Consider the following 21,276-nt stretch of genomic DNA (forward strand, 5'->3'; position numbering starts at 1 on the left):
TCTAACATAGACATTCAGGAATTAACGCGAGCTTCCGCCCGCTTTCAGTGCATCCTGTGCATAGGTACGGTCTTTGAAAAAGAACATCGCGACCAACGTCACAATATACGGCAGCATCAATGTGAAATGGGTTGGCAAGGAGAATCCTTGCAGACGAATACTCAATGCTTCCATGAAGCCAAACAGTACACTGGAGCCCATCACGCCAAGCGGATTCGCTTGCCCCAGCATCGTTGCCACCAGCGCGATAAAGCCACGACCAGCAGTCATGCCTTCGGTAAACATCGTTACCTGACCGAGCGACAACTGTGCCCCAGCCAGAGCACACAACACACCGCACATCAGAACGGCACCATACTGGATACCGCGTACCTTAATCCCGATGCTCTGTGCTGCAATCGGGTTTTCACCGACCGAGCGCAGGCGGAAGCCGGATACACTTTTGAACAGATAAAATTGTAATGCAATCACGAGCACAATGCCGAGGTAAACCAGGGGACTATGTCCCGATATTACATCGCCGACCCACGGAATGTCCTTAATCAGCGGAATATCCCACTTGGGAAGTCCCACCATGTCTTTGTCGTAGTATGCACCTTTTACATCAAAAATCGCACGCAGTGCAAAGGTCGTCACCCCCGCAGCCAGGAAGTTGAGCGAGATCCCGACCACGATGGCGTTGGCCTTCAGATTAATGCTTATAAAGGCAAAGAGCGCCGAGAATAACATCACAATTATAATGGAAAAGAGTACAGCCAGCAGCACATTGCCAAACAGATAATTGCCGACAATGGCGGAGAACGCACCGATCAGAACCAGTCCTTCAAGACCCACGTTGAACAGACCGACACGAGAACATAAAGCCCCACCGAGCGCTGCAAGCAGGATTGGAGTCATAATCCGCAAGGTTGAGCCAAACATGGCTGCATCAAACAGTTGTTGCATTGGACTTTTTCTCCTTTCTCCGCTTCAGGAATGAATAACCGATCTGAGCTGATACAAATAACGTCAATACAGCCTGGATGACACTGCCAACTTCCAGCGGCACATCTGTGTTCCGTTCCATCCCCATGGCGCCTGTCTGTAGCGCAGCCAGCAAAATAGCTGCTACAGCTGTACCGAGTGGATGCGAGCGGGCAAGCAGCGTTGCCATAATGCCACTCCATGCGTAACTTGCCGATGACAATGAGCCATCAAGGAAACGGTACTGTGTACCGAGCACTTCCCCCGCACCCGCGAGTCCAGCAAGTCCACCACTGATGACCATGGACAGCATCATCATGCGAATGCGGCGAACACCACCGTAGGTTGCAAAGGATGGGTTGCTGCCGAGCATGCGGATCTCGTAACCAGTCACCGTTTTATGCGTGAACCAGTAGATCAGAATGGCCGCTACAATGGCAATAATGAAGCCGGCATGCAGCCCCATGCCCTGGAACAACTTCGGCAACCAGATACTCTGGTCAATCATGGGTGTCTGAGCCATTGCTGCAGATCCTGTGCGGTCCTTGAATGGATAGGAGACCATGTAGCCCCCGAAATAAATGGCAATATAGTTAAGTAGTAAGGTTGTGATCAACAGGTTCATCCCGAAGCGTGCATCCAGCCAGCCTGCAAACAGGGACCAGATTCCCCCGGCAACAATACCTGCCACAATCGCAGCAATACACACAAACCAGCCTGGTCCTGGCAGATAGAGCGCCGTGAGCGCTGCACTAAGCCCGCCAAGAATCATCTGCCCTTCGGCTCCCATGTTGAAAAATCCGGCACGGAATGCCAATGCTACGCCAAGCCCCGCCAAGATGATTGGTGTGGAACGAGCCAACGTATTGGTGAAGAAGTAGAAGTTGCCGAAGGCCCCTTTCCACATCTCCGCATACGTATCCACCACATTACCGCCAACGATCAGAATCGCCACAGCCCCTGCAATCAGACCGATGAATACGGCAAGCAGCGGCTGTACGAGTCCGCGAAGTGTTTCTTTTACCCGATTCATATCCGCTCTTTCCCTCCTGCCATTAACAAGCTGATCTGTTCCTCAGTTGCTTCCTCTGCTCTCAGTTCTCCGGCAATTTCGCCTTCATACATGACAATAATCCGATCAGATAATTGCAAAATCTCCGACAACTCGGATGAAATGAGCAGAATACCCGCGCCCTCACTGAGTTTACGCAGCAATTCGGCATGTATCGTCTCCATCGCTCCGATATCCACACCACGTGTTGGTTCGGCTGCAATTAGAAACGGTGTATCCTGTGCAAATTCACGAGCGGCAATCAGCTTCTGCAAGTTTCCTCCGGACAGAAACTGTGCCTTGGTTTCCGCAGAACCCGTCTTGATGCTGAACTGTTGGATCCAACTCTCTACCATCGCTCTTGCTGCTTTGGCTTTGATAATGCCGCGTGACTGCAAGCGATGATGGTGTCCCATTAGCCCGTTCTCGCGAACACTCGCATCCTTGGCCGCTCCCCACATGTAACGATCTTCCGGGATATGAGCAAGTCCATGCTCCCGAATGCGCCGTACCGGCCAGTTGGTTGTATCCTGCCCGGAGAGTACAACGCGACCACTATCCGCCTTACGCAGTCCAGCAATGATCTGAATCAGTTCCGACTGGCCGTTACCCGAGATGCCTGCTATACCCACGACCTCACCTTTTCGTACCTCCATGTGGATGTCCTTGAGCGCCGAACGATCCTTCGCTCCGGACAGATTAACCCCTTCCACTTGAAGCACGGCTTCGGCCGGAACCGATGGCTGCTTGTCCATACGCACAAGTTCACGACCAACCATCAGACGGGACAATTCCTCCACATGTGTATCCTTCGCTTCCAACGTACCTGTCACCTGACCATCCCGAAGCACCGTGATCCGGTCGGCTACATCCATAACTTCTTGCAGCTTGTGCGTGATCAGTACAAAGGTTTTGCCCAGCTTGGCGAGAGATTTCATATTCGCCAGCAGTTCCTTCACTTCAAGCGGTGTCAGTACCGCCGAAGGTTCGTCCAATATAATGATGTCTGCGCCCTGATGCAGCACCTTGAGAATTTCAACACGCTGCTGCATGCCAAGCGGGCACTCGGACACTTTTTTCCATGGGTCAACCGGCATGCCATATTGTCTGCCCAGCTCATTTACCTGGGCTGCTGCCTTTTTGCGGTCAAATGCGCCTGCCTTAGCCGGTTCGCGTCCGATCACGATGTTCTCCGCCACCGTAAAGGAAGGGAACAGCATGAAATGCTGATGCACCATACCGATGCCACTTGCCATTGCCTGGGACGGCGTAGCAAAGCTCACCTCACGTCCACGGACTTTGATTGTGCCTGACGTGGGCTGTTCCATACCGTACAGCATACGCATCAAGGTTGTTTTACCGGCCCCGTTCTCACCAACAAGGGCATGAATCTCTCCCTCACGTAAATTAAAACGGATGTCACGGTTAGCGGTGAAGCCGCCGTACTTCTTCGTAATCTGCTCCATCTCCAACAGCATATCTTGCGTTCGCTCCTCTCGGTCTCGGTCATTTAATAGCAGCAAAACCGGCTGCCTGATCGGGCAGCCGGCTGATCATTTCCATCACTCATTCATTGAAAAGAACAATCAAAACTATTGTTGCAATGGATCTTTAACTACGATTTTGCCGGATACGATATCATCCTTGATTGCTTTAACCTTGTCGATCACTTCTTGTCCAACAAAAGCATTCAGCGGAGATTCGCTATCACGTGTAACGTACGTCAGGCCTACACCATCTTCTTTCAAACCGTAGTTAACAGCGCCTGCTTTGAAGTTGCCTTCTACAAAATCTTTCACAGTCTCATAAGCAACCGTATCGGTTGACTTCAATTGAGACAGTACGATATGTTCCGGGTCTTCAACTGTACGATCCGTATCCTGACCGGAAGTGTAGAAGCCTTTTTCTTTGGCTGCTTCGAACACGCCGAGATCACCTACAGCGGATGCGCCAGCGATGAAGTCAGCGCCTTTGCCGAATTGTACCAGCGCCAATTCTTTTGCTTTGGCCGGGTCATTAAATCCACCTACATAGTTCACGAGGAATTCTGCACCTGGATTTACGGATTCCAATCCAGCTTTGAAACCTTCCGTATATTTCTTGATCAATGGTACATCCATTGCTGCAATCATGCCGACTTTGTCTGTTTTGGTGGACAATCCAGCAGCTGCACCGAGCAGATACGCCCCTTCATATTCACGGAAACCAACGCTACGAACGTTAGGAAGATCAACGGTTGTATCTACAATCGCAAAGGACTTGTCCGGATTCTCTGCTGCGACTTTCTTCAATGCATCTTCTGCCTGGAAAGTTGCTGTAATAATCAGATCATAATTCTCGGCAACCGCAGCACGCAGATTTTGTTCAAATGCTGCCGGGTCTGTCGATTCAATCGTCTTGGTATCTACTTTGAATTCTTCGCCTGCTTTTTTGAAACCTTCATCCATCTGTACAAAGAAAGGGTTAACCCCTATTTTTTCGGGAAGTACAAGGGCCATCCGAAGAGATTTCTCCGAATCACTGCCTTGGGCGGATTGTTCGTCTTTGGAAGCCGAATTCCCACAAGCTGCCAACAAAATAGCCAACATGATGATCGATAAGACGAACGATAAACCTCTTTTCATTTTGAAAATACCCCTTTTCAACATTCTTTTTTCTTATCCTAGCGGATACTGTCGATCCTTGTCAATAAATCTTTGAGCGTATACACTCAAATAGAATATAATTGACAATTCGCTTTCTACCAAGCTTTGGAAACCGTTCTGTATCAAGCCTTTTTTCGTTGACATCCAGCGCGTCTCCGTGCTAAAGTCAATCCAATTATTCTATTCTTATAGGAATTGTCAGAATTATAACCCAAAGCTGATTATTTTCCAACCCATTTTAAGGAGGCTATTCATTTGAAAAAAATCACCCAGATCACGTTGGCGGCCCTACTCGCCGCTCCGGTAACACTCGGCAGCCTTAGCTTGCCCGCTTCCGCTTCTGCAGCATCTGCAACTCCGGCTAAACCCGCCACCTCACAAAGTGTCAAAGGACCGGTAGCTCAGGCGCCAGTTACCTATACGGAAAGCGCAGCGGATTTTGCTCAATTCTTGCAAGCGAAATACAACATTCAATTGCCGCAACAGATTACCAAAGGTGATTTCATTCAAGCCATTGCAGCCATCACGGAAGCAATTCAAGCAAGTGACAGTGAAGCCAAAGCTCCAGTCTTTACCGATCTGTCTTCTGGTGATTCTTCATATGATGCTGCCGTATCCTTGTACAATAATGGGGTTCTTACCGGTACAGAAGTACGTGCCAAGGATCATCTGAGCACTTATGCAGCGGTCTTCATCGCGGTGAAAGCAGCCGGATTCAAGGAACTGGCTTATACATATCCTGCAGAGAAAACAGCCAAAGCGCTTGCCAAAGTTGGCATTAGCCCGAACCGTGTTCAGGGACAAGCCGCACAGGAACTGGCTGCGGCGATCGATACAGGCCTGATTCCCGAAAGCCTATACCCCGCTCTCCTTAAAGGTGGCGTAGCAAGTAAAGATTTCGCTAATACTTTGCTTGGACGCGTACTAGTCAGTCAAGGGAAATACAAACATGAGATTGGGCGTTCCGGCGATGCGGACATCTATTCCAAATTGTATGCTGCATATCGCACAGCGGATCTGATCGAATCACCTGAGCTGAGAAAGATTGTGGATCAGGCGCTGCGAGATGATCTCGTAACAGGTTACAATCTGAAGGATAGCCGCTTTGATTCCAACTTTATCGATGAACTGACACTTACCTACGGCCACGATAATATTCAACATGCTGTACAGTTGGTTGGTTTGCTGCGTAGCGAAGGTATTGATGCTGATGTTCAATTCCAGCCGAAGACATCTGCCTTCATTTATTTGAAGGAATGGGGCGAGCCGAAGGAAACACCTGATTATAAAGTGACACAGATCGAGAACGGTAACTATATTGCTTCTGCGAAGGAATATGATATTCAGTTAGAGTTCAACAATGTGGCAGACAAAGTTCGCTTCAACGACATTGTGCTGAAATATGCCAAAAAGAATAGTGACAGTACATCTCCACTGATTCTCAGCTCCTGGTGGCAACCGCTGTATTATTCACCAACCGCATTGGCGAACTACCCTGTCATTTCCAATAATAAGATCGCGCTTGGCAATTACTATGCTCAGTCCTTCTCTCTGAAAGAGAATGCCAAATCCATTCGGGAAGGTTTCCTGAAACTGGCACCTGATGCGGACATTACGACGTATGACTTCTGGGTGGACCAGCCTTTCTTCAACTATCTGAACGGTGGATCTGAATAAAATAAATTCCGTCTTCAACCGAATTAAAGCTCGTATTTTGGCACCATAAGCAACCGTCCTTACCGAATTTTACAGGGGTTTCGACCCCTAGATTCGTAAAGGCGGTTTTTTGTTCAGCATTTTGCAAATTTCTTCTACAAAATCATTTTTCTCATGCAGGAATTACCAATATAAGGTCGAATCCTTTATGTACACAAACACGCAATCATATTGCATATCTCCGCACGAACAGGAGTTACTCCATGGTATATGACGGTATTCTACTAGGCTTGATCGTTGGATTTTTTCGGGGCGGGTTGCGGCATGGGCTCAACCAGTTTGCAGCACTCAAGCTGCGAAGTGGCTGGATTTTCCCTGTATTGTTGCTAGTCCAGTTCTTTATTTTCTATCTCCAGGAACGATTCGAATGGGTGGCATCCATTAATGGTTATCTTTTTGCTGCCGTCTACATCACAGGGCTCGCTTTCCTGTGGCTCAACAGACACCATACCGGTTTCATGCTCATCTGGATTGGGGTGTTTCTCAATTTTGCCGTTATGGCTGTAAACGGTGGGCGCATGCCAGTTTCTGTAGAAGCTTCTGCTGTACTGGGACCCTATTATGTAGACATGCTCAGGGAAGGCGGCGCCGTATCAAAGCATTTTATGATGGATGTATCTACACGTTTGCCTTTTCTCGGTGATATCATCCCACTCTCCAGCCCTTATCCACGGACTCAGGTCATCAGCATCGGTGATGTGGTCATGAACGTGGGCATATTCCTTTTTATCCAATACATGATGGTGAATCGGGACAAAAAGGTTGTGCAACCTGCTAAAACTCATCAGGCTTGAAGAAAACAGGTAGACTCCAAGGAAGGGAGGTCTTCTCCATGAAAAAATTTGAAGGTGTGAAATATTCCCGCATTGTCATCAACGCAATCATCGTGGCTTCTGTCGTTGTAGCATTAACTTCGGGATACAAGCTGGGCGGCTAGTATCCATCCCGCCAAACAAGACAAACAGGCTGCCAGCGGCCTGTTTTTTCTTTCTGGATTTTTGGCAGGCAACTTGGTATGTTATACATCTATATAGTATATACCGATACAAGAACACCAATTATATACACATCAGGAGTAGACTAAACTCAAGCAGGAGATTTTTTATGAACTTTATTCGTAACCTTATCCATAAGGCAGATCGAAGCAGTATGTATGTTATTTTGCTTAGTTGTACCGGGATCGGTGTTTTTCTGTACATGAATAAGTGGTCTTATCTTCATCTAACCACGGCGGATTGGGTTATGGTCTACACCATGCTAGGTGCGGCGTTAATCCTGGATTATTTCACGTTCCAGATTCCACCCAAAGGTAATCAGCAATCCATGGATTCATCGGTATACCTTGCCTGTATATTCATGTTTGGCGGAGCTTTCAGTTTATCTGTACTGCTCCCTGTCTCCATCATCCTGTTAATCAAAGAGCGCAAGCTTACCTGGTGGAAACATATTGTCAATTTCAGCATCTACAGTCTCATGATTACGGGAGCAGCTGCCGTGTTTGAGTGGACTGGCGGGCAATCGGGAACTCTGGACGGCTATAACCTGATTCCTTATTTTGCAGCGCTCGCAGCCTACTTCATCATCAACACGATCACACTTGGCTTATTCTTTCATTTCTCAACAAAGGATGCATTACAGCAGATGAAGCGGGCATTCGTTACCGAATCCCTGCTGGTTTATTTATGTACGCTGATTCTGGCGCTTGTATTGACGATTCTGGTTGTGCATAATGGCGTACTCGGTCTGTTGTTGTATCTAAGTCTCAGCATTCTTCTGTCCCACGCATTCAGGCAGTTGTTTGTCATGTATCAGACCATTGAGGAGAAAGCTAACACGGATCAACGCACAGGTCTGTTCAACCATAGTTATTTTGAAAGTATGTTGGAAAATGAACTGACTACCGCTCGTACGCAGGGAACACCGCTCTGTCTGGGACTTATTGATATTGATGATTTCAAAAAGTATAACGATCGGTTTGGCCACCTTCAAGGTGACAGTCTGCTGGCCCTGCTGGGGGATTTTCTGATGCGAAAGACGGAAGGCACACCTGTTACCGCCTTTCGTTATGGAGGGGAAGAGTTCACTTTGCTCATGCCAGGCATGGAGTTGGACGAATCCTACAGGTTTATGAACAAGCTGCGTAAACAACTGAACGACACGCCGTTTGAAGGCGTTGAAGTGTTTCCACACGGTTGTCTCTCCTTCTCTGCTGGCGTCGCGCCCTATCAGGTGGATATGTATAACAAATCCCAGCTCGTGGATCAGGCGGATAAAGCACTGTATTATGCGAAGAAACAGGGCAAGAACAACGTGCACCGCCACGGCAGCAATGATGGCATGGAACACGAGATTGATCTGGTACAGGACGTTCGTGACATCGAGCAGCAGCTCAATCTGTTCAGATATAAGGATATGGATACGTTTAAACATTCCAAACGGGTCTACAAATATGCACTGGATATCAGTGAATTGCTCGCACTGGACAATGCGGAAAAACGTCGTTTCGTGCTGGGAGCACTGATTCATGACATCGGAAAACTGGAGATTCCTTGGTCCATTCTGAACAAAAAGGACAAGCTCACTGCAGAAGAATGGGAAACGATCAAAGGACATGTCACCTGGGGCAAAAAAATGGTGATCACGAACGATCGCTTCGCCGATCTGATTCCGTATATTGAACTTCACCACGAGCGCTACGATGGCAAAGGCTATCCTTACGGCCTGAAGGGTAAAGAGATTCCACGGCTCTGCCGGATGCTGACCGTGATTGACTCCTTTGATGCCATGACGACAGAGCGGCCGTATCAGGAAACCAAGAACGTGGAAGAAGCGATTCGGGAGCTACGCGCATGTTCGGGTTCACAGTTCGATCCGGAGCTTGCCGAGTTGTTCATTCAATATATTGAGAAAAGAACCGCTCAGCAACTGTTGCAATAAGATGAACAGAGCTTCTTCTATAAGCCCAGAAAAAGTAAAAGCGCTATCCCCGGTCTGATCGGAGATAGCGCCATTTTCATTTTCATGGAATGAATCGTACACCAGACAACTTCATTCTCGTGCAGATTCTACATTAAGATTTGGTATTCAGCTCATGTGAGGTCTGATGCAGCTCTTTAATCATCTGCTGCAAAAACATGTTGTCTTGGCGACTGATACCGTGCTGATTGTCTTGAACAAGCATCTGATGAATGTTCTTTTTGAGCAATTCACTGCGACGTTCCAATACTTCTTGACTCATGTTGTTGCGTCACTCCTTAACATGTTTTGTAATGAATTCACGTTCTATATTAAGTATAGAGGACCTTCTCCGATAGGGAAAACGGACTCAGCCTTCCTCAGCTGGTCACACCAACCCTCACCTAGCGTGACAACATTTCACCCCTTGTCGTTCTTAGATATCCTTCTAAATACTCCCTGATCCTCCCCAGCTTTCTCCAAAGACACAGACTAGGGTCTTGGACAAGCTTGCGTTATAATGGTCCCATCCCTGTATAAATAAATTACCTAATTAAGCTAATCCTAGATCAAAGGAGTTCTGCATTCATGTCCTATAAACAAATTAAATGGATGATTCTGCTGATCCCCACATTCACAGTTGGCATCTGGGAATATATTCGCCATCAGTTTCTGATGCCGTACCTTTCGATGGACGCTGGAAACTGGTTAACACCCGTCATCGTTTACCTCGTCAGCGTGACACTGCTCAGCCGATTGTTCCACATGCTCGAAGGTGCCAGGGCTGCTCTGGAGCAGGAACGTGCAGCGAAAGCAGCGCTGGAAGCTCGTGACCAATTGGCAAGAGAACTTCACGACGGCATATCTCAGTCTCTTTTCCTGCTCTCAGTGAAGACCGATAAAGCAGGCCGTAGTCTGGCAGGCAGCGGACATGAGCATGAGATCCAGGAAATTCAAAAAACCGTGCATGAAGTCAATACATATGTAAGGCAAGCTATTGCCCAGTTGCGTTTTGTTCCCTCCTCTACGGTAACGTCAGAAATTATTTCACTGCATGCGCAGGTTGAAGTGCTCGTCAAGGAAACGGTACCTGGTGCACAGATTCATTGGGACCTCAGGGGTGTAACGTTCTCTGCCAAGGAACAAGTGGAACTGCTCGCCTGTATCCGGGAGGGACTACTGAATGTACGCAAACATGCGCAGGCTACCCGCGTTCAGGTTCATGCGGAAGGTAACCCAATTGCCTGGTTCATTTATATTCAGGATAATGGGAATGGACTGAGTGGAGATCCTCTTCATCTGAAGGATCGGTACGGACTGCGAATTACGAAGGAGCGTGCTGCCGAGATGGGTTGGTCTTTTACCCTCGATTCAAGACCGGGGCATACCCGAATGACGATTGGAAAGGAGCATGCTTAATATGGAACATGTACGTGTATTGGTTGTTGATGATCATGCGCATGCGCGTGAAGCGATCTGTAGCATTTTATCCGAGGACAGCCTGTTTGAAGTGATTGGTACAGCTTCGAATGGACAGGAAGCGCTGGAGCTCACCGGACAATGGATGCCTGACCTGATCCTGATGGACGTGCAGATGCCGGACATGGATGGGCTGGAAGCTACCCGTCAGATCAAGCTGCGATTCCCTTATGTTATTGTTGTGATGGTCACGGTATCGGATGATGTGACATTTTTGTTCGAAGCACTGAAACAAGGCGCTCAAGGCTATTTGCTTAAAAATCTAACGCCTTCCACCTGGCTTGAATACCTGCGCGCCATCGTCAGTGACGATGCACCGCTCAGTAAGGAACTGGCCTACCGAATTTTGCAGGAGTTTCCCGCACCACGCAGTGAAGATGTGCAAGATAACCCGCTAACGGCGCGGGAGCTTGAGATATTACAATGGGTATCCGCGGGATATACCAATCGGGAGATCGCCGATCAACTCGGTATTTCAGACCAGACGGTGAAGAATCATCTCAAAAACATTTTGCAGAAGCTCCAGCTTGAAAACCGGGTACAACTCACCCGCTACGCGCTAGAGAGCGGGCTTGCAGGACGTAAACTTCGCAAATAAACATTGTTGCTTCGGATTCAATGATGCGTCCGATATAGGTGAGAAATGACATAGCATTCATGCTTTTGTCACAATTATGTAGACCAAATCGTTTTTTTATAGCCCAATGTAGTCATACGCAGTCATTTTGGACAAAGTTATAATGGGTTAGATTGTGTTTAAAGGACCATGAATGACTACAAATCTATAACCTGAGGGTGATGATTTTTTGATTTTGACACGCTTTACCCTGAAATGGGGCAAACGGCACTGGGCATTGGTCACCTGTCTGTTGCTCGTATGTTGCCTTGTTATGCCACAGTGGGCATCTGCCCATGCTTATATTGTTAAGGCTTCGCCAGGAGAAAATGAGATCCTCGTAGCTGCTCCGGAGCGGCTGACGATGGAGTTCAACGAGTCCTTGCAGACGGCCTTTTATGATATCAAAGTTACCGGTCCTGACGGCAATCAGGCAGACGATGGAAATGTACAGATTGATGTGGATCGCCCTCATATTCTGGAGACTGGCCTGCAGGCTGGACTCGGGAACGGGACTTATGCCGTTAACTGGAAAGCTGTATCTGCCGATGGACACCCAATTCAAGGGGCATATGTTTTCCATATCGGTGAACCATCCGGTTCTCCTGCCGGACTGAGTGATCTTACATCCGGTTCCGGTTCAACAGGTGGGCCACTGAAATGGATCGTATCCCTGACAGACTGGGTTCAATATCTCGGATTGTCTGTCATACTGGGAACACTTGCATTCTTGCTGCTGCGGATTGCTCCGACTTCCATGACAAGAGAACCTATGGACGTTCCGGGTAGCTACAGATTGTTATGGATCAGCTACGCTGCTGCTTCCTTTGCCGCTCTGGTCAGCCTGCCACTGAATACGTTATATGAATCTGGTGTGGCTCTGAACGAACTAAGCTGGAGGCTGATCGGAAGTGCGCTCAAGCTGACATCCTTTGGTCAGATCTGGATGTTACAGATACTCATTGTAATGCTGCTGGCCGTCACGATTCTCTCCGGATATGATCGAGATCGATCCATCCGTGCTCGCATCTGGTCTTCTTACGGGTCACTCGTGCTCGTGCTTGGATGGCTGTTCACGCATGCCATGACGGGACATCCGGCTGCGGCCGATCAACGTGCTCTCGCGATTGCCATGGACTTCGTGCATCTGATCGGTGCCGCTTTCTGGATTGGTGCATTGACTGCCATGGCGATATGTCTGCCCCCACTGGCAGATAAGCTGCCATCGAAGGTTCGAGGAGAAGTCTACTGGGTTGCCATTCGCAGGTTTACCGCCTGGGGAATTGGTGCCGTAGCTGCTCTGGTCGCTACAGGGATATACAGCAGTCTGATTATTCTGCCAGCACCTGTGCTGACTTCCTTGTTCACTACAGCCTATGGCCTTGTCCTGATCGGCAAGATCGTCCTGCTGATTGTGATGGTTCTCTTTGCATGGCGTCATGCCAGATTGGCAAGAGCAGCAACGGGAAGCAGATTATCCGGCAGCCTAAAAGCCGAGCTTGCCACCGGTGCTGTGATTCTCGCTCTTGCTGCCGTACTGACACACCTGTCTCCAGGACAACCGGCTGCGGTCGGGCCGTATCAGGAGACAAAAACTACAGAAGACGGCTCGGCGATCACACTTCAGGTGAGTCCCAATGTGACGGGAGAGAACCAATTCGAAGTCGATGTGAAGCGGGCAGATGGAAGTATCGTTAACGATCTGGAACAGATCACACTTTCACTCACACATCTGGACATGGATATGGGGATCTATGAGATCACCATTCCAAAAAATGACACTGGTGTGTACAAGGCTGAAGATTATATCTCCATGCCTGGACGATGGAATATCAAGGTACATCTTCTGACCAAAACGTTGGATGCACTGGATGCCGAATTTGAGATCGACACCGCCAAGCCATAGTTACACAACGTTTATATTGAAAAGTGACCCAATCTAAAATTAGTGTTTCTACAAACTGCAAATGTAATGAAGGATACGAAATTGATTCTGGAGAAGCGAAGCACTCGCCTTTATTCCCGGATTTCAACTTATTACTATTTAAATTGAACTATTATTTACACTGAAACGGAGAGGGCAGAAAAAACCTGAAAAAGCGAAGCGTTCGCCTTTATCACCAGATTTTCCCCTTTGAGAAAAGGGAATCAAAAAATCTGGGGATAACAGCGATTGGAAGGTTATTCTGTCATCGGAGTGCATGTGTAAACCATCTTTAGTTCAATTTATATAGTTGAATCAATAAAATCCGGGAATAACGGTGATCGAAAGAACAATTCGTAACCGAAACGGCCTTTGCAGAACGTAGACACTCATTTAAGAAAATGGGCTGCATCATATATGATAAGAACTGAGAGGGGTTATTTATTTTGAAGAAAACATCATGGATTTCCAAACTAACATCCACTATCGCAACAGGTACCGCAGCATTCATGTTATTCGCCGGATTCGCGAGCGCTCATGTTACCGTTAGCCCATCCGTTGCACAGACAAGCGCATGGCAGACGTACACGATTAAGATTCCATCCGAGAAAGAACTGCCTACAACCAAAATCACGATGAAAGTTCCGGAAGGTGTTGCATTCAAGCAATATCAACCACTGGCAGGCTGGAAAATCACCACAGAGAAGAACGATTCCAATGAAGTAACATCGATCACATGGGAAATTGACGGCGATAACGAAGGCATTCTGGCAGGACAATTCCAGCAGTTCAACTTCGTTGCACAGAACCCTACGGCTGAAGCTGAAGTAGCTTGGGATGCCTTCCAATATTACAGTGATGGCAGCATCGTAGAATGGACAGGCCAACCAAGTGACGCCAACCCACACAGTATCACGACGATTAGCGAAGATCCGGCTGCTGCTGATAATGCTGCAGCAGGTGGAGGACATGATAGTGCAGGTACAGAAGGCGCCACTGGGGATAATGCAGCTACCGACGATAGCAAAGCAAACGATGACACCACGCTGGGCGATGCACTCAATGACACCGTTACAGGTGAACCAAACAACACGGATACAGACCCGGGTACGCTGAAGCTTCAACAAGCAACGTTGATCGTATCCATCCTGGCTCTGATTCTGTCCTTCCTGGGAATCGCGTTGGCTACACGTCGCAAAAAACGTTAAAAACTAACTTACAGTTCACGATAACCTGAGAAAAATTCAGATAACAAAAAGCCTATGGCATACGGGTTCAAACCCGATGTGCCGTAGGCTTTTTAGCTATCATCATCTTGATTGGCTACCCATGTTCTTACAATCCGTGGTTTAGGACTAATCATGCCGCTCCACGGTCACACTCTTATCGACGCTGATTACCATCCGCAATATGGCATCAGCCTCACCACTCTTTAGCGTTCCTGATCCGTCTGGATCATGATCTCAATGTATTGCAGCAAGCTCTTCTTCTGCTGTTCAATGGATTGAATACGTCTGGACAGGCCCGCAAAAAACTCTTCAATCTGCTGTCTTGTATGATCTGCGGACTGGCCTTTCCAATCGTTCAGGCGACTGTATAGCGCCCTCGCTTCCTGTTCATCGGCTTGCAGACGGGCAAGCAGCTGTGTCAGTTCTTTTTCCGCAATTCGAAGATCATTCAATTCCACCAGCAATTGTCCACCCACTTGCGTTCCCCTCCCCCATGTACGTGATATCGACATTAACCAACCTGGTTCCTAATTAAAATGAACCGGACTCTCGTCCGCCTGCCGGAAGGCATCCGCCTTCTCATCAATAAAGTTCAGGAACTGGCTGGTATGTTTCATATGCCATGTGCTAAGTTCTTGAATCGACGCGTCCAGTTGGGTGACAATCGGCTCCAGCCTGCGACTGCGACTTGTATGCAAGTATTGAGCCATGCGGCTTCGTACCTGGTTCAGCTCGGCATTGCATTGTTGTGCATTTTGCTTCCACCGCGAAGCGACACTTTTCAGTTCTTCCGGCGTTACCTGAATTAGACCTGAAGCCGCAGCAGCCGAAGCCATACCTCCACCGCCGCCAGACTTGGAACGTAACGGACCGAAGTTCTTGCTGAACGGTCCCATGTGATCCATAAGGCGCGGTGAATAGCGGATTCTCTCTCCAGTAATCGGATCGTACAGGTCATTGGATATGTAACCATTTTTGAAATCATATTGATCCAGACTGTGATAGTTTTCCCCGCCAAATGAGTTCTTGGCTTTATCGATAATACTCACGCCATCATTCGCCGAGTCATAATCGGAGTTGATGTAATAGGTCGATCCCACATGCCGGTCATATCCTCCCAGCGTTCCGCTGGCTACCAGATCACTGGGATTGGCATAGTTCACAACCTGCCCGTCAAATGCACCCGATTCAGCCCGGCGCCGCATTTCTGGCGTCAAATTACCCATTACAGATGGTGCACTAAATGTCACGGCTGGAATTCCGGTATAAGCAGACGCATATTGTGCATTTCCCCCGCCCAAGGAATGTCCGGTCATCGAGAAATTCAGATCCTTATGCTTGTTCTGCATGTGATTTGCGTAGTCTTCGGATTGATACATCTGATTGGCCCAGCCTGTAGGGGAAACAGTTTTTTCAATATCCTTTACGCGATCACCCGTCCAGTTCTCCACGTCTCTTACCCTGTCACCAGCCCAATCCTCCACTTTGGATATGCCCGTGAAGTCTTTGACACCTTCGACCCCTTTGTCGAGCCAATCCGGCGTAAGATTATTAACAAAATTCCCGGCCTCCTGCTGACCCTTACGAATCAACTCTCCGCCCCCAATGCGGCCATCCATGACAAAGTCAGGTACAGAGCGATCCAAGGACGCACTTCCTTCTGTACCACGATAAGCAATGACAGCTTCCTTGGTCTCGGGATTATAAAATGTTACAGCATCAAAACCGGAAAATTTGTTGCTTTCCGTCCCCTCAAGGACCTCCCATCCGGGAAGTTCCGTTAATTTGTCTCCCGCCTTTTGATCCTGGTAGGCTAGATCAGACATCGTTTTATACGTTTCATCATCAATATTGGACCCGTTACTCAATAACTACACCTCCCTTTATTTGTCGTATGGATTATGTCCCTTGGCCATCATCACTTCCTCAATCTCAGGGCTAATGACCAGGTTCTTGGTTACTTTCTTTTTGTAGTCGTACGAAATGCCAAAGCTCTGATCTTCATGATCTTTCACATGGCCTTTCAGCCCAATCTGGGACACTGCCATTTCCGGCAACAACTCTTTGCTTGTAATCACAACATCCAATTCGAACTTCTGCTTGAAATGCTGAATTACGGTTGCTTCGGCTTCTTGGTATAGAGCTTCCTTCTCACTTGCATTCATGTTCTGACAACCTCCCAGAAATATAGTAAACACCATCATTAGTGTGAATAAACCCTTCAACCATCCTGCACGTTTAATACGGATCCCCCCTCTTGGTAGAATCGAGGCATTCACATATGTGAAGTACACCCTATTCATCTGTTACCTGCATCATAGTACAAAATCAACATGAGCCATATCGGCTAACAGGATCGTTTTCATGTAACTTTCTTCCTATATGATTCAAGTAGGACACTTTGGTGTACATTACCCACTTTCCTAATTCTTGCATCAAGTACATGATAATTTCCCATCCACGACAAAAAGAGCCTGCTCCTCGAAAGAGCGGCCCTCCTTTTGCATGATTTACTGTTATGCCAATGCCATCTGCAGCGCAGTCAGCGCAATCCCGATAACAAATCCGGTAACGGCTCCGTTGATCCGAATCCATTGCAGATCCTGTCCAACCTTATCCTCAATCATCGAAACCAAAGTGGCATTGTCCATTTTGTCCACATTTTCGCGTACCAGTTTACCGATTTTGGAATGATTTTTCTCCAGCAGTGTTGTGACGCCATTTACGATCTTGGCATTCATGCCTGTCATCAACTCATCATCTGCCCGCAGATCAACCAGTACCCGCTCAATGGCAGGCAGTGCATACGTATCTACATACTGTCCATCTTCCATCGCAGCGAGCGCCTTGTCTCTCAGTTCGGTGAGTTTGTTCAGCACCGTTTCCTCTGCGTTCCAGCCCTCCAACATATTGTTCTTCCAACTGTTGATTCCATCTTGCATAGCCTCGCTCATTGCCAGACGCACCGTCTGGGTACGCACCATATCAAGCACCTTGTACCTAAGAGCGCTGCCTTCACGTTTCATATCCTCTACCCGATCGAAGAGATATCCTTGTAAAATGCCACCCAGACGCTCCTCGTTCATATAACCAAGGAACGCATTCATCGCAAACTGCATCAATCCGTTCATCTGAATGCCGCTGATGGCTTTCATGCCGCTTTCACCCAAAAACATGATCGTCTCAGGTTTAACCAGCCACTCCTCGGCTTGCTTCAGTCCATAGTCCAGCGCTTTGGCGTCATAACCCCGCTCTGTCATCTGGTGGGCAGCCCGTTCCAGAATCGGACCCAGATCAAAGGCGCCCGCTTGTGACTTGATCTCACGTGCTACGAGCGGAGCAATCTGCTCTAACGGCAGACCCGCCAGAATTCGTTTGCAGAGCGTATCAATCATGATCTTAATCCCGTCACTGTGAAGCTCACGGGTCAACGTATCGAGCACCGTCTCTGCTGCTTTGAAATCTGCAATTTTCTCGGTAATGCTGTCTTTGTTGAGCAAGTTATTCTCTACTGCGGAGACCAGACCTTCCGTCATTTTATCGCGATTTTTCGGCAGCAATGCCGTGTGTGGAATGGGAATGCCGAGCGGGTGCCGGAATAATGCGGTAACGGCGAACCAGTCCGCAAGTCCACCCACGAGTCCCGCTTCAAATGATCCTACCAGCAACTTGCCCACTGGAACGCCCTGGAACGGCAAGGATGCAGCAAATCCCGCTCCCATGACTACGAGAGACCAGGCAGCTGCTTTTTTGGTTTGTTTAGGTTTAGCCATTGTATTCTTGCTCCTTTATCGTTAGTCGTACGGTCTGGTCTGTACCCGATTCCGTACTTCGTCTGTTCTTATGTAAACTCTCCAATTACAAAGTCTTGACTTCCATATTTCGTATACTTCATCTTATCACCCACAAGCGTCAAAACCAAACCTCTGGTTGAAGAAAAAAGATAATAGCGGCGTTTACTTCGTAAAATGGATCACTCCCTTTTCCAAGACCAGGCAGATTTTAGTATAATCATTCAAGACGGCCCTTCGATATCGATTGGCTGCTGAACAGCAGGGTAATTACATAGTGGAACAATGAATCAATAAGAGGAGGAATTTCGGACCATGAAACACGTGCAAGACACGACCACGCTCTATAACGGAGTCAAAATGCCATGGCTGGGTTTTGGGGTATTCAAAGTTAAAGACGGAGACGAAGTCGTTCATGCTGTCAAAACAGCCATTCAAGCTGGTTATCGCAGCATCGACACAGCCAAAGCGTATAACAACGAAACAGGTGTCGCTCAGGGTATTCGTGAATCTGGAGTAGCTCGTGAGGATCTGTTCATTACCACTAAAGTATGGAATAGCGATCAGGGATATGAATCCACGCTAGCTGCCTTTGAAGCCAGCATGGAACGACTCGAACTGGAGTATCTGGATCTCTATCTTATCCACTGGCCGGTTAAGGGCAAGTACAAAGATACATGGCGAGCGCTGGAGAAACTCCATAAAGAAGGACGCATCCGGGCGATCGGTGTGAGCAACTTCCAGATTCACCATCTGGAAGACTTGATGATCGATGCCACGATCAAACCAGCGGTTAATCAGGTGGAGCTTCACCCACTTTTGATTCAATCGGAGCTTCGTGAGTATTGCAACAAACATCAGATTCAGATCGAAGCCTGGTCTCCGCTCGGACAAGGTCATCTGATGGATCATCCGTTGCTGAAGGACATCGCCGCCAAATACAGCAAGTCCCCCGCACACGTGATTCTGCGCTGGGATCTGCAGAACGGCATCGTAACCATACCAAAATCCGTTACACCTGAGCGTATTTACGCCAACGCCGATCTCTACGATTTTGAGTTAACTTCGGAAGAAATAGAGCAGATTAACGGACTAAACGAGAACAAACGCTTTGGTTCTGATCCAGACAACTTTAACTTCTAAATATAAAAATCTTAATTCGATTACACCCGCCTTCGATCTTAGAAGAGCGGGTGTTTTGATATGTGATGTTGTAGGCAAACTATTCGTTGTTAAGAATGGAGGCGAGGCTCGTTATCCTATTCGGGGCCGAAAGAAAAAAAGTTTTTTGACCGTTTAGAACTATTTCTTCTCCTCACCAGTCTAACGAGTGTCAAGCGAACTCAAGCACTTATATAGAATCCAGGCCTGGAACGAGCGGTGACTTGAATATTTAGGTTGATCAGGGGGGATCAGGAGTGATTAGACTGAACCATAGAAAGACAAAAGAAGAACAGTTCAGCGAAAAAATAACAGAGATTCAAAATAAATTATATCGACTGGCATACTGCTATGTTAAAAATGAACAAGAAGCGCTGGATATCGTATCCGAAGCGGTCTATAAAGGGTACATCGCTTATGGAAAGATGGAGTCCATGACTTATTTTGATTCCTGGATGTCACGAATTGTGATTAACACAGCGATAGATCATATTCGACGCAACCAGCGAGTGACCTATATGGAGGATCATGCGCAGGAGTTTGTGGCTCCAGAGCGAGGGGCATCGGTGGAAGAGAAAATGGATCTTTATGATGCACTGGATCGACTCGTGCCCGAAGATAGAGCCTATATTATATTAATGTTCTTTGGTAATATGCGTTTCCGGGAGATCGCTGAAGTGCTCTCCCTGTCGGAGAATACCGTTAAGTCAAAATTCTACCGAATTATCAACAAATTAAAAATGGATTTAATCGAAGGAGAGGTTGGAGATCTATGACAGGTAAAGAACGTTACGAAAACATTGAAATTCCAGCTCAACTTACAGATGTTATTCGTCAAGCCCAGCAAAAGGCTGCCGCTCGCAAAAGTTCCTCCCGTATCATTCGCTACACTTCCATTCTGGCAGCATGTGCCGCTTTTCTGTTCATAGTCAACATTCCTACTGTCGCAAACGCCATGGTCAAAATACCTGTGGTCGGAACGATTGTTCAGGTACTTCAATTCGGCGATGGCGGCAAGATTACCGATGGAGTAACTGTGGGATCGGAAGCAACCGAAAATAAGCTAAAAATTAATTTTAGCACCGACGAGCATGATCAGACTAATGATGCACCCCATTATAATGTGGTACACAAAGAAGCACCGAATCGTATCCTCTTCACTTTTAGCGGTGCACGTTACATGGATATAGAGAAAGTCAAAGCCGACTTCATGACCCAGCCTTTAGTGAAAGATGTTTATGGTTCCATGATTTTAGACGACTCTTCCGTCGGATTCGTAGTTGTTTTAAAAGAAGGGGTACAGTATGCCGTAACGGAATTCAAGAACCCTGGATACTTGGAAGTGAAACTGACTTCCGACGGCAAACTGGTCACACCTCGAAAGGTATACTCTCTCCGCACAGAATCAATGCCTTTTGGAGAATCGATGGGTATAATTAAAGAATCCTATCCGGATGAGGACATCTCTTTCCTCAAAACGTCCACTGGTGAGTTTACAGCAGTTATTGGAGAATATCTTACCGCTGAAGAAGCTGAACAGAAGCTCAAAGAACTCGCTCAGCAACCGGATTATCATGAGGAGTTTTATGTGGACAGCTGGATGAGTAACGATAATCCAAGTGATTAGTCATTGCCAAAAGTGATGCTTATTCAAAAGGGAATGATCTATCCCTGAACTGGGTACAGACCTTAGTATACTCAATACGCTCAATACGCTCAATCCAAAAAAAATCCCGATTCGGATGC

The 21,276-nt window shown here is 47.5% G+C and carries 19 protein-coding genes; 10 read left to right on the plus strand and 9 right to left on the minus strand.

The annotated features are described in order from the left end of the window. Positions 1 to 21 precede the first annotated feature (21 nt). The 4 genes from ACDJ59_RS23760 to ACDJ59_RS23775 form a co-directional block, all read right to left on the minus strand. Positions 22 to 945, minus strand: a complete 924-nt coding sequence (locus ACDJ59_RS23760; protein ID WP_017691011.1) for an ABC transporter permease — start codon at positions 943 to 945, stop codon at positions 22 to 24. Continuing rightward, on the minus strand, positions 929 to 1,996 hold the full coding sequence (locus ACDJ59_RS23765) for an ABC transporter permease (protein WP_017691012.1): 1,068 nt from the start codon (positions 1,994 to 1,996) through the stop codon (positions 929 to 931). The genes ACDJ59_RS23760 and ACDJ59_RS23765 overlap by 17 nt, the downstream gene beginning before the upstream one ends. Beyond that, entirely contained in the window at positions 1,993 to 3,492 is a 1,500-nt protein-coding gene (locus ACDJ59_RS23770; protein WP_413406267.1) for an ABC transporter ATP-binding protein, read from the minus strand. The genes ACDJ59_RS23765 and ACDJ59_RS23770 overlap by 4 nt, the downstream gene beginning before the upstream one ends. 114 nt (positions 3,493 to 3,606) lie before the next feature. Next, positions 3,607 to 4,638: a BMP family lipoprotein gene (locus ACDJ59_RS23775; RefSeq protein ID WP_036616691.1), complete on the minus strand. Its 1,032-nt coding sequence runs from the start codon at positions 4,636 to 4,638 to the stop codon at positions 3,607 to 3,609. A 276-nt stretch (positions 4,639 to 4,914) separates the two neighbouring features. Here ACDJ59_RS23775 and ACDJ59_RS23780 point away from each other — a divergent pair, with 276 nt between their 5' ends. The 3 genes from ACDJ59_RS23780 (at position 4,915) to ACDJ59_RS23790 (ending at position 9,312) form a co-directional block, all read left to right on the plus strand. Continuing rightward, positions 4,915 to 6,336: a hypothetical protein gene (locus ACDJ59_RS23780; RefSeq protein ID WP_413406270.1), complete on the plus strand. Its 1,422-nt coding sequence runs from the start codon at positions 4,915 to 4,917 to the stop codon at positions 6,334 to 6,336. A gap of 242 nt (positions 6,337 to 6,578) precedes the next feature. Then, positions 6,579 to 7,169 carry a DUF5317 domain-containing protein gene (locus tag ACDJ59_RS23785; protein WP_413406272.1) on the plus strand — a complete coding sequence of 197 codons (591 nt, stop codon included), beginning with the start codon at positions 6,579 to 6,581 and terminating at the stop codon, positions 7,167 to 7,169. A gap of 310 nt (positions 7,170 to 7,479) precedes the next feature. Next, positions 7,480 to 9,312 carry a diguanylate cyclase gene (locus ACDJ59_RS23790; RefSeq protein WP_413406274.1) on the plus strand — a complete coding sequence of 611 codons (1,833 nt, stop codon included), beginning with the start codon at positions 7,480 to 7,482 and terminating at the stop codon, positions 9,310 to 9,312. Between the two features lie 133 nt (positions 9,313 to 9,445). Here ACDJ59_RS23790 and ACDJ59_RS23795 read toward each other — a convergent pair whose 3' ends face one another. Beyond that, positions 9,446 to 9,613 (minus strand): hypothetical protein, encoded by a 168-nt coding sequence (locus ACDJ59_RS23795; RefSeq protein WP_017691019.1) that lies wholly within the window; start codon positions 9,611 to 9,613, stop codon positions 9,446 to 9,448. A gap of 305 nt (positions 9,614 to 9,918) precedes the next feature. Here ACDJ59_RS23795 and ACDJ59_RS23800 point away from each other — a divergent pair, with 305 nt between their 5' ends. From ACDJ59_RS23800 to ACDJ59_RS23815, 4 genes are all read left to right on the plus strand, one after another. Then, a complete protein-coding gene (locus tag ACDJ59_RS23800; RefSeq protein ID WP_353883122.1) occupies positions 9,919 to 10,749 on the plus strand; it encodes a sensor histidine kinase in 831 nt (276 codons plus the stop codon). Position 10,750: 1 nt separating this feature from the next. Further along, positions 10,751 to 11,407 (plus strand): response regulator, encoded by a 657-nt coding sequence (locus ACDJ59_RS23805; protein WP_017691021.1) that lies wholly within the window; start codon positions 10,751 to 10,753, stop codon positions 11,405 to 11,407. 214 nt (positions 11,408 to 11,621) lie between these two features. Continuing rightward, the gene (locus ACDJ59_RS23810; RefSeq protein WP_413406277.1) at positions 11,622 to 13,331 is read left to right on the plus strand and encodes a copper resistance CopC/CopD family protein; all 1,710 of its coding nucleotides are present in this window, start codon (positions 11,622 to 11,624) and stop codon (positions 13,329 to 13,331) included. 464 nt (positions 13,332 to 13,795) lie between these two features. Continuing rightward, positions 13,796 to 14,557: a YcnI family protein gene (locus ACDJ59_RS23815; RefSeq protein ID WP_413406279.1), complete on the plus strand. Its 762-nt coding sequence runs from the start codon at positions 13,796 to 13,798 to the stop codon at positions 14,555 to 14,557. A gap of 224 nt (positions 14,558 to 14,781) precedes the next feature. Here the strand turns inward: ACDJ59_RS23815 and ACDJ59_RS23820 are convergent, their stop codons facing one another. The 4 genes from ACDJ59_RS23820 to ACDJ59_RS23835 all read right to left on the minus strand — a co-directional run bounded on the left by ACDJ59_RS23820 (position 14,782) and on the right by ACDJ59_RS23835 (position 18,351). Beyond that, positions 14,782 to 15,054, minus strand: a complete 273-nt coding sequence (locus ACDJ59_RS23820; protein WP_017691024.1) for a hypothetical protein — start codon at positions 15,052 to 15,054, stop codon at positions 14,782 to 14,784. Between the two features lie 51 nt (positions 15,055 to 15,105). After that, positions 15,106 to 16,446: a hypothetical protein gene (locus ACDJ59_RS23825; RefSeq protein WP_413406282.1), complete on the minus strand. Its 1,341-nt coding sequence runs from the start codon at positions 16,444 to 16,446 to the stop codon at positions 15,106 to 15,108. A gap of 15 nt (positions 16,447 to 16,461) precedes the next feature. Next, entirely contained in the window at positions 16,462 to 16,743 is a 282-nt protein-coding gene (locus tag ACDJ59_RS23830; protein WP_100527832.1) for a hypothetical protein, read from the minus strand. 351 nt (positions 16,744 to 17,094) lie between these two features. Then, the gene (locus ACDJ59_RS23835) at positions 17,095 to 18,351 is read right to left on the minus strand and encodes a DUF445 domain-containing protein (protein ID WP_036616660.1); all 1,257 of its coding nucleotides are present in this window, start codon (positions 18,349 to 18,351) and stop codon (positions 17,095 to 17,097) included. Between the two features lie 333 nt (positions 18,352 to 18,684). On the opposite strand from ACDJ59_RS23835, the gene ACDJ59_RS23840 reads away from it, so the two are divergent. From ACDJ59_RS23840 to ACDJ59_RS23850, 3 genes are all read left to right on the plus strand, one after another. After that, a complete protein-coding gene (locus tag ACDJ59_RS23840) occupies positions 18,685 to 19,512 on the plus strand; it encodes an aldo/keto reductase (RefSeq protein ID WP_413406284.1) in 828 nt (275 codons plus the stop codon). A gap of 275 nt (positions 19,513 to 19,787) precedes the next feature. After that, positions 19,788 to 20,306 carry a sigma-70 family RNA polymerase sigma factor gene (locus ACDJ59_RS23845; RefSeq protein ID WP_413406286.1) on the plus strand — a complete coding sequence of 173 codons (519 nt, stop codon included), beginning with the start codon at positions 19,788 to 19,790 and terminating at the stop codon, positions 20,304 to 20,306. Further along, positions 20,303 to 21,157 carry a hypothetical protein gene (locus ACDJ59_RS23850; protein ID WP_413406288.1) on the plus strand — a complete coding sequence of 285 codons (855 nt, stop codon included), beginning with the start codon at positions 20,303 to 20,305 and terminating at the stop codon, positions 21,155 to 21,157. The genes ACDJ59_RS23845 and ACDJ59_RS23850 overlap by 4 nt, the downstream gene beginning before the upstream one ends. Positions 21,158 to 21,276 lie beyond the last annotated feature (119 nt).

The organism is Paenibacillus amylolyticus, from assembly GCF_047302515.1.
Classification (GTDB): Bacteria; Bacillota; Bacilli; order Paenibacillales; family Paenibacillaceae; genus Paenibacillus; species Paenibacillus amylolyticus_G.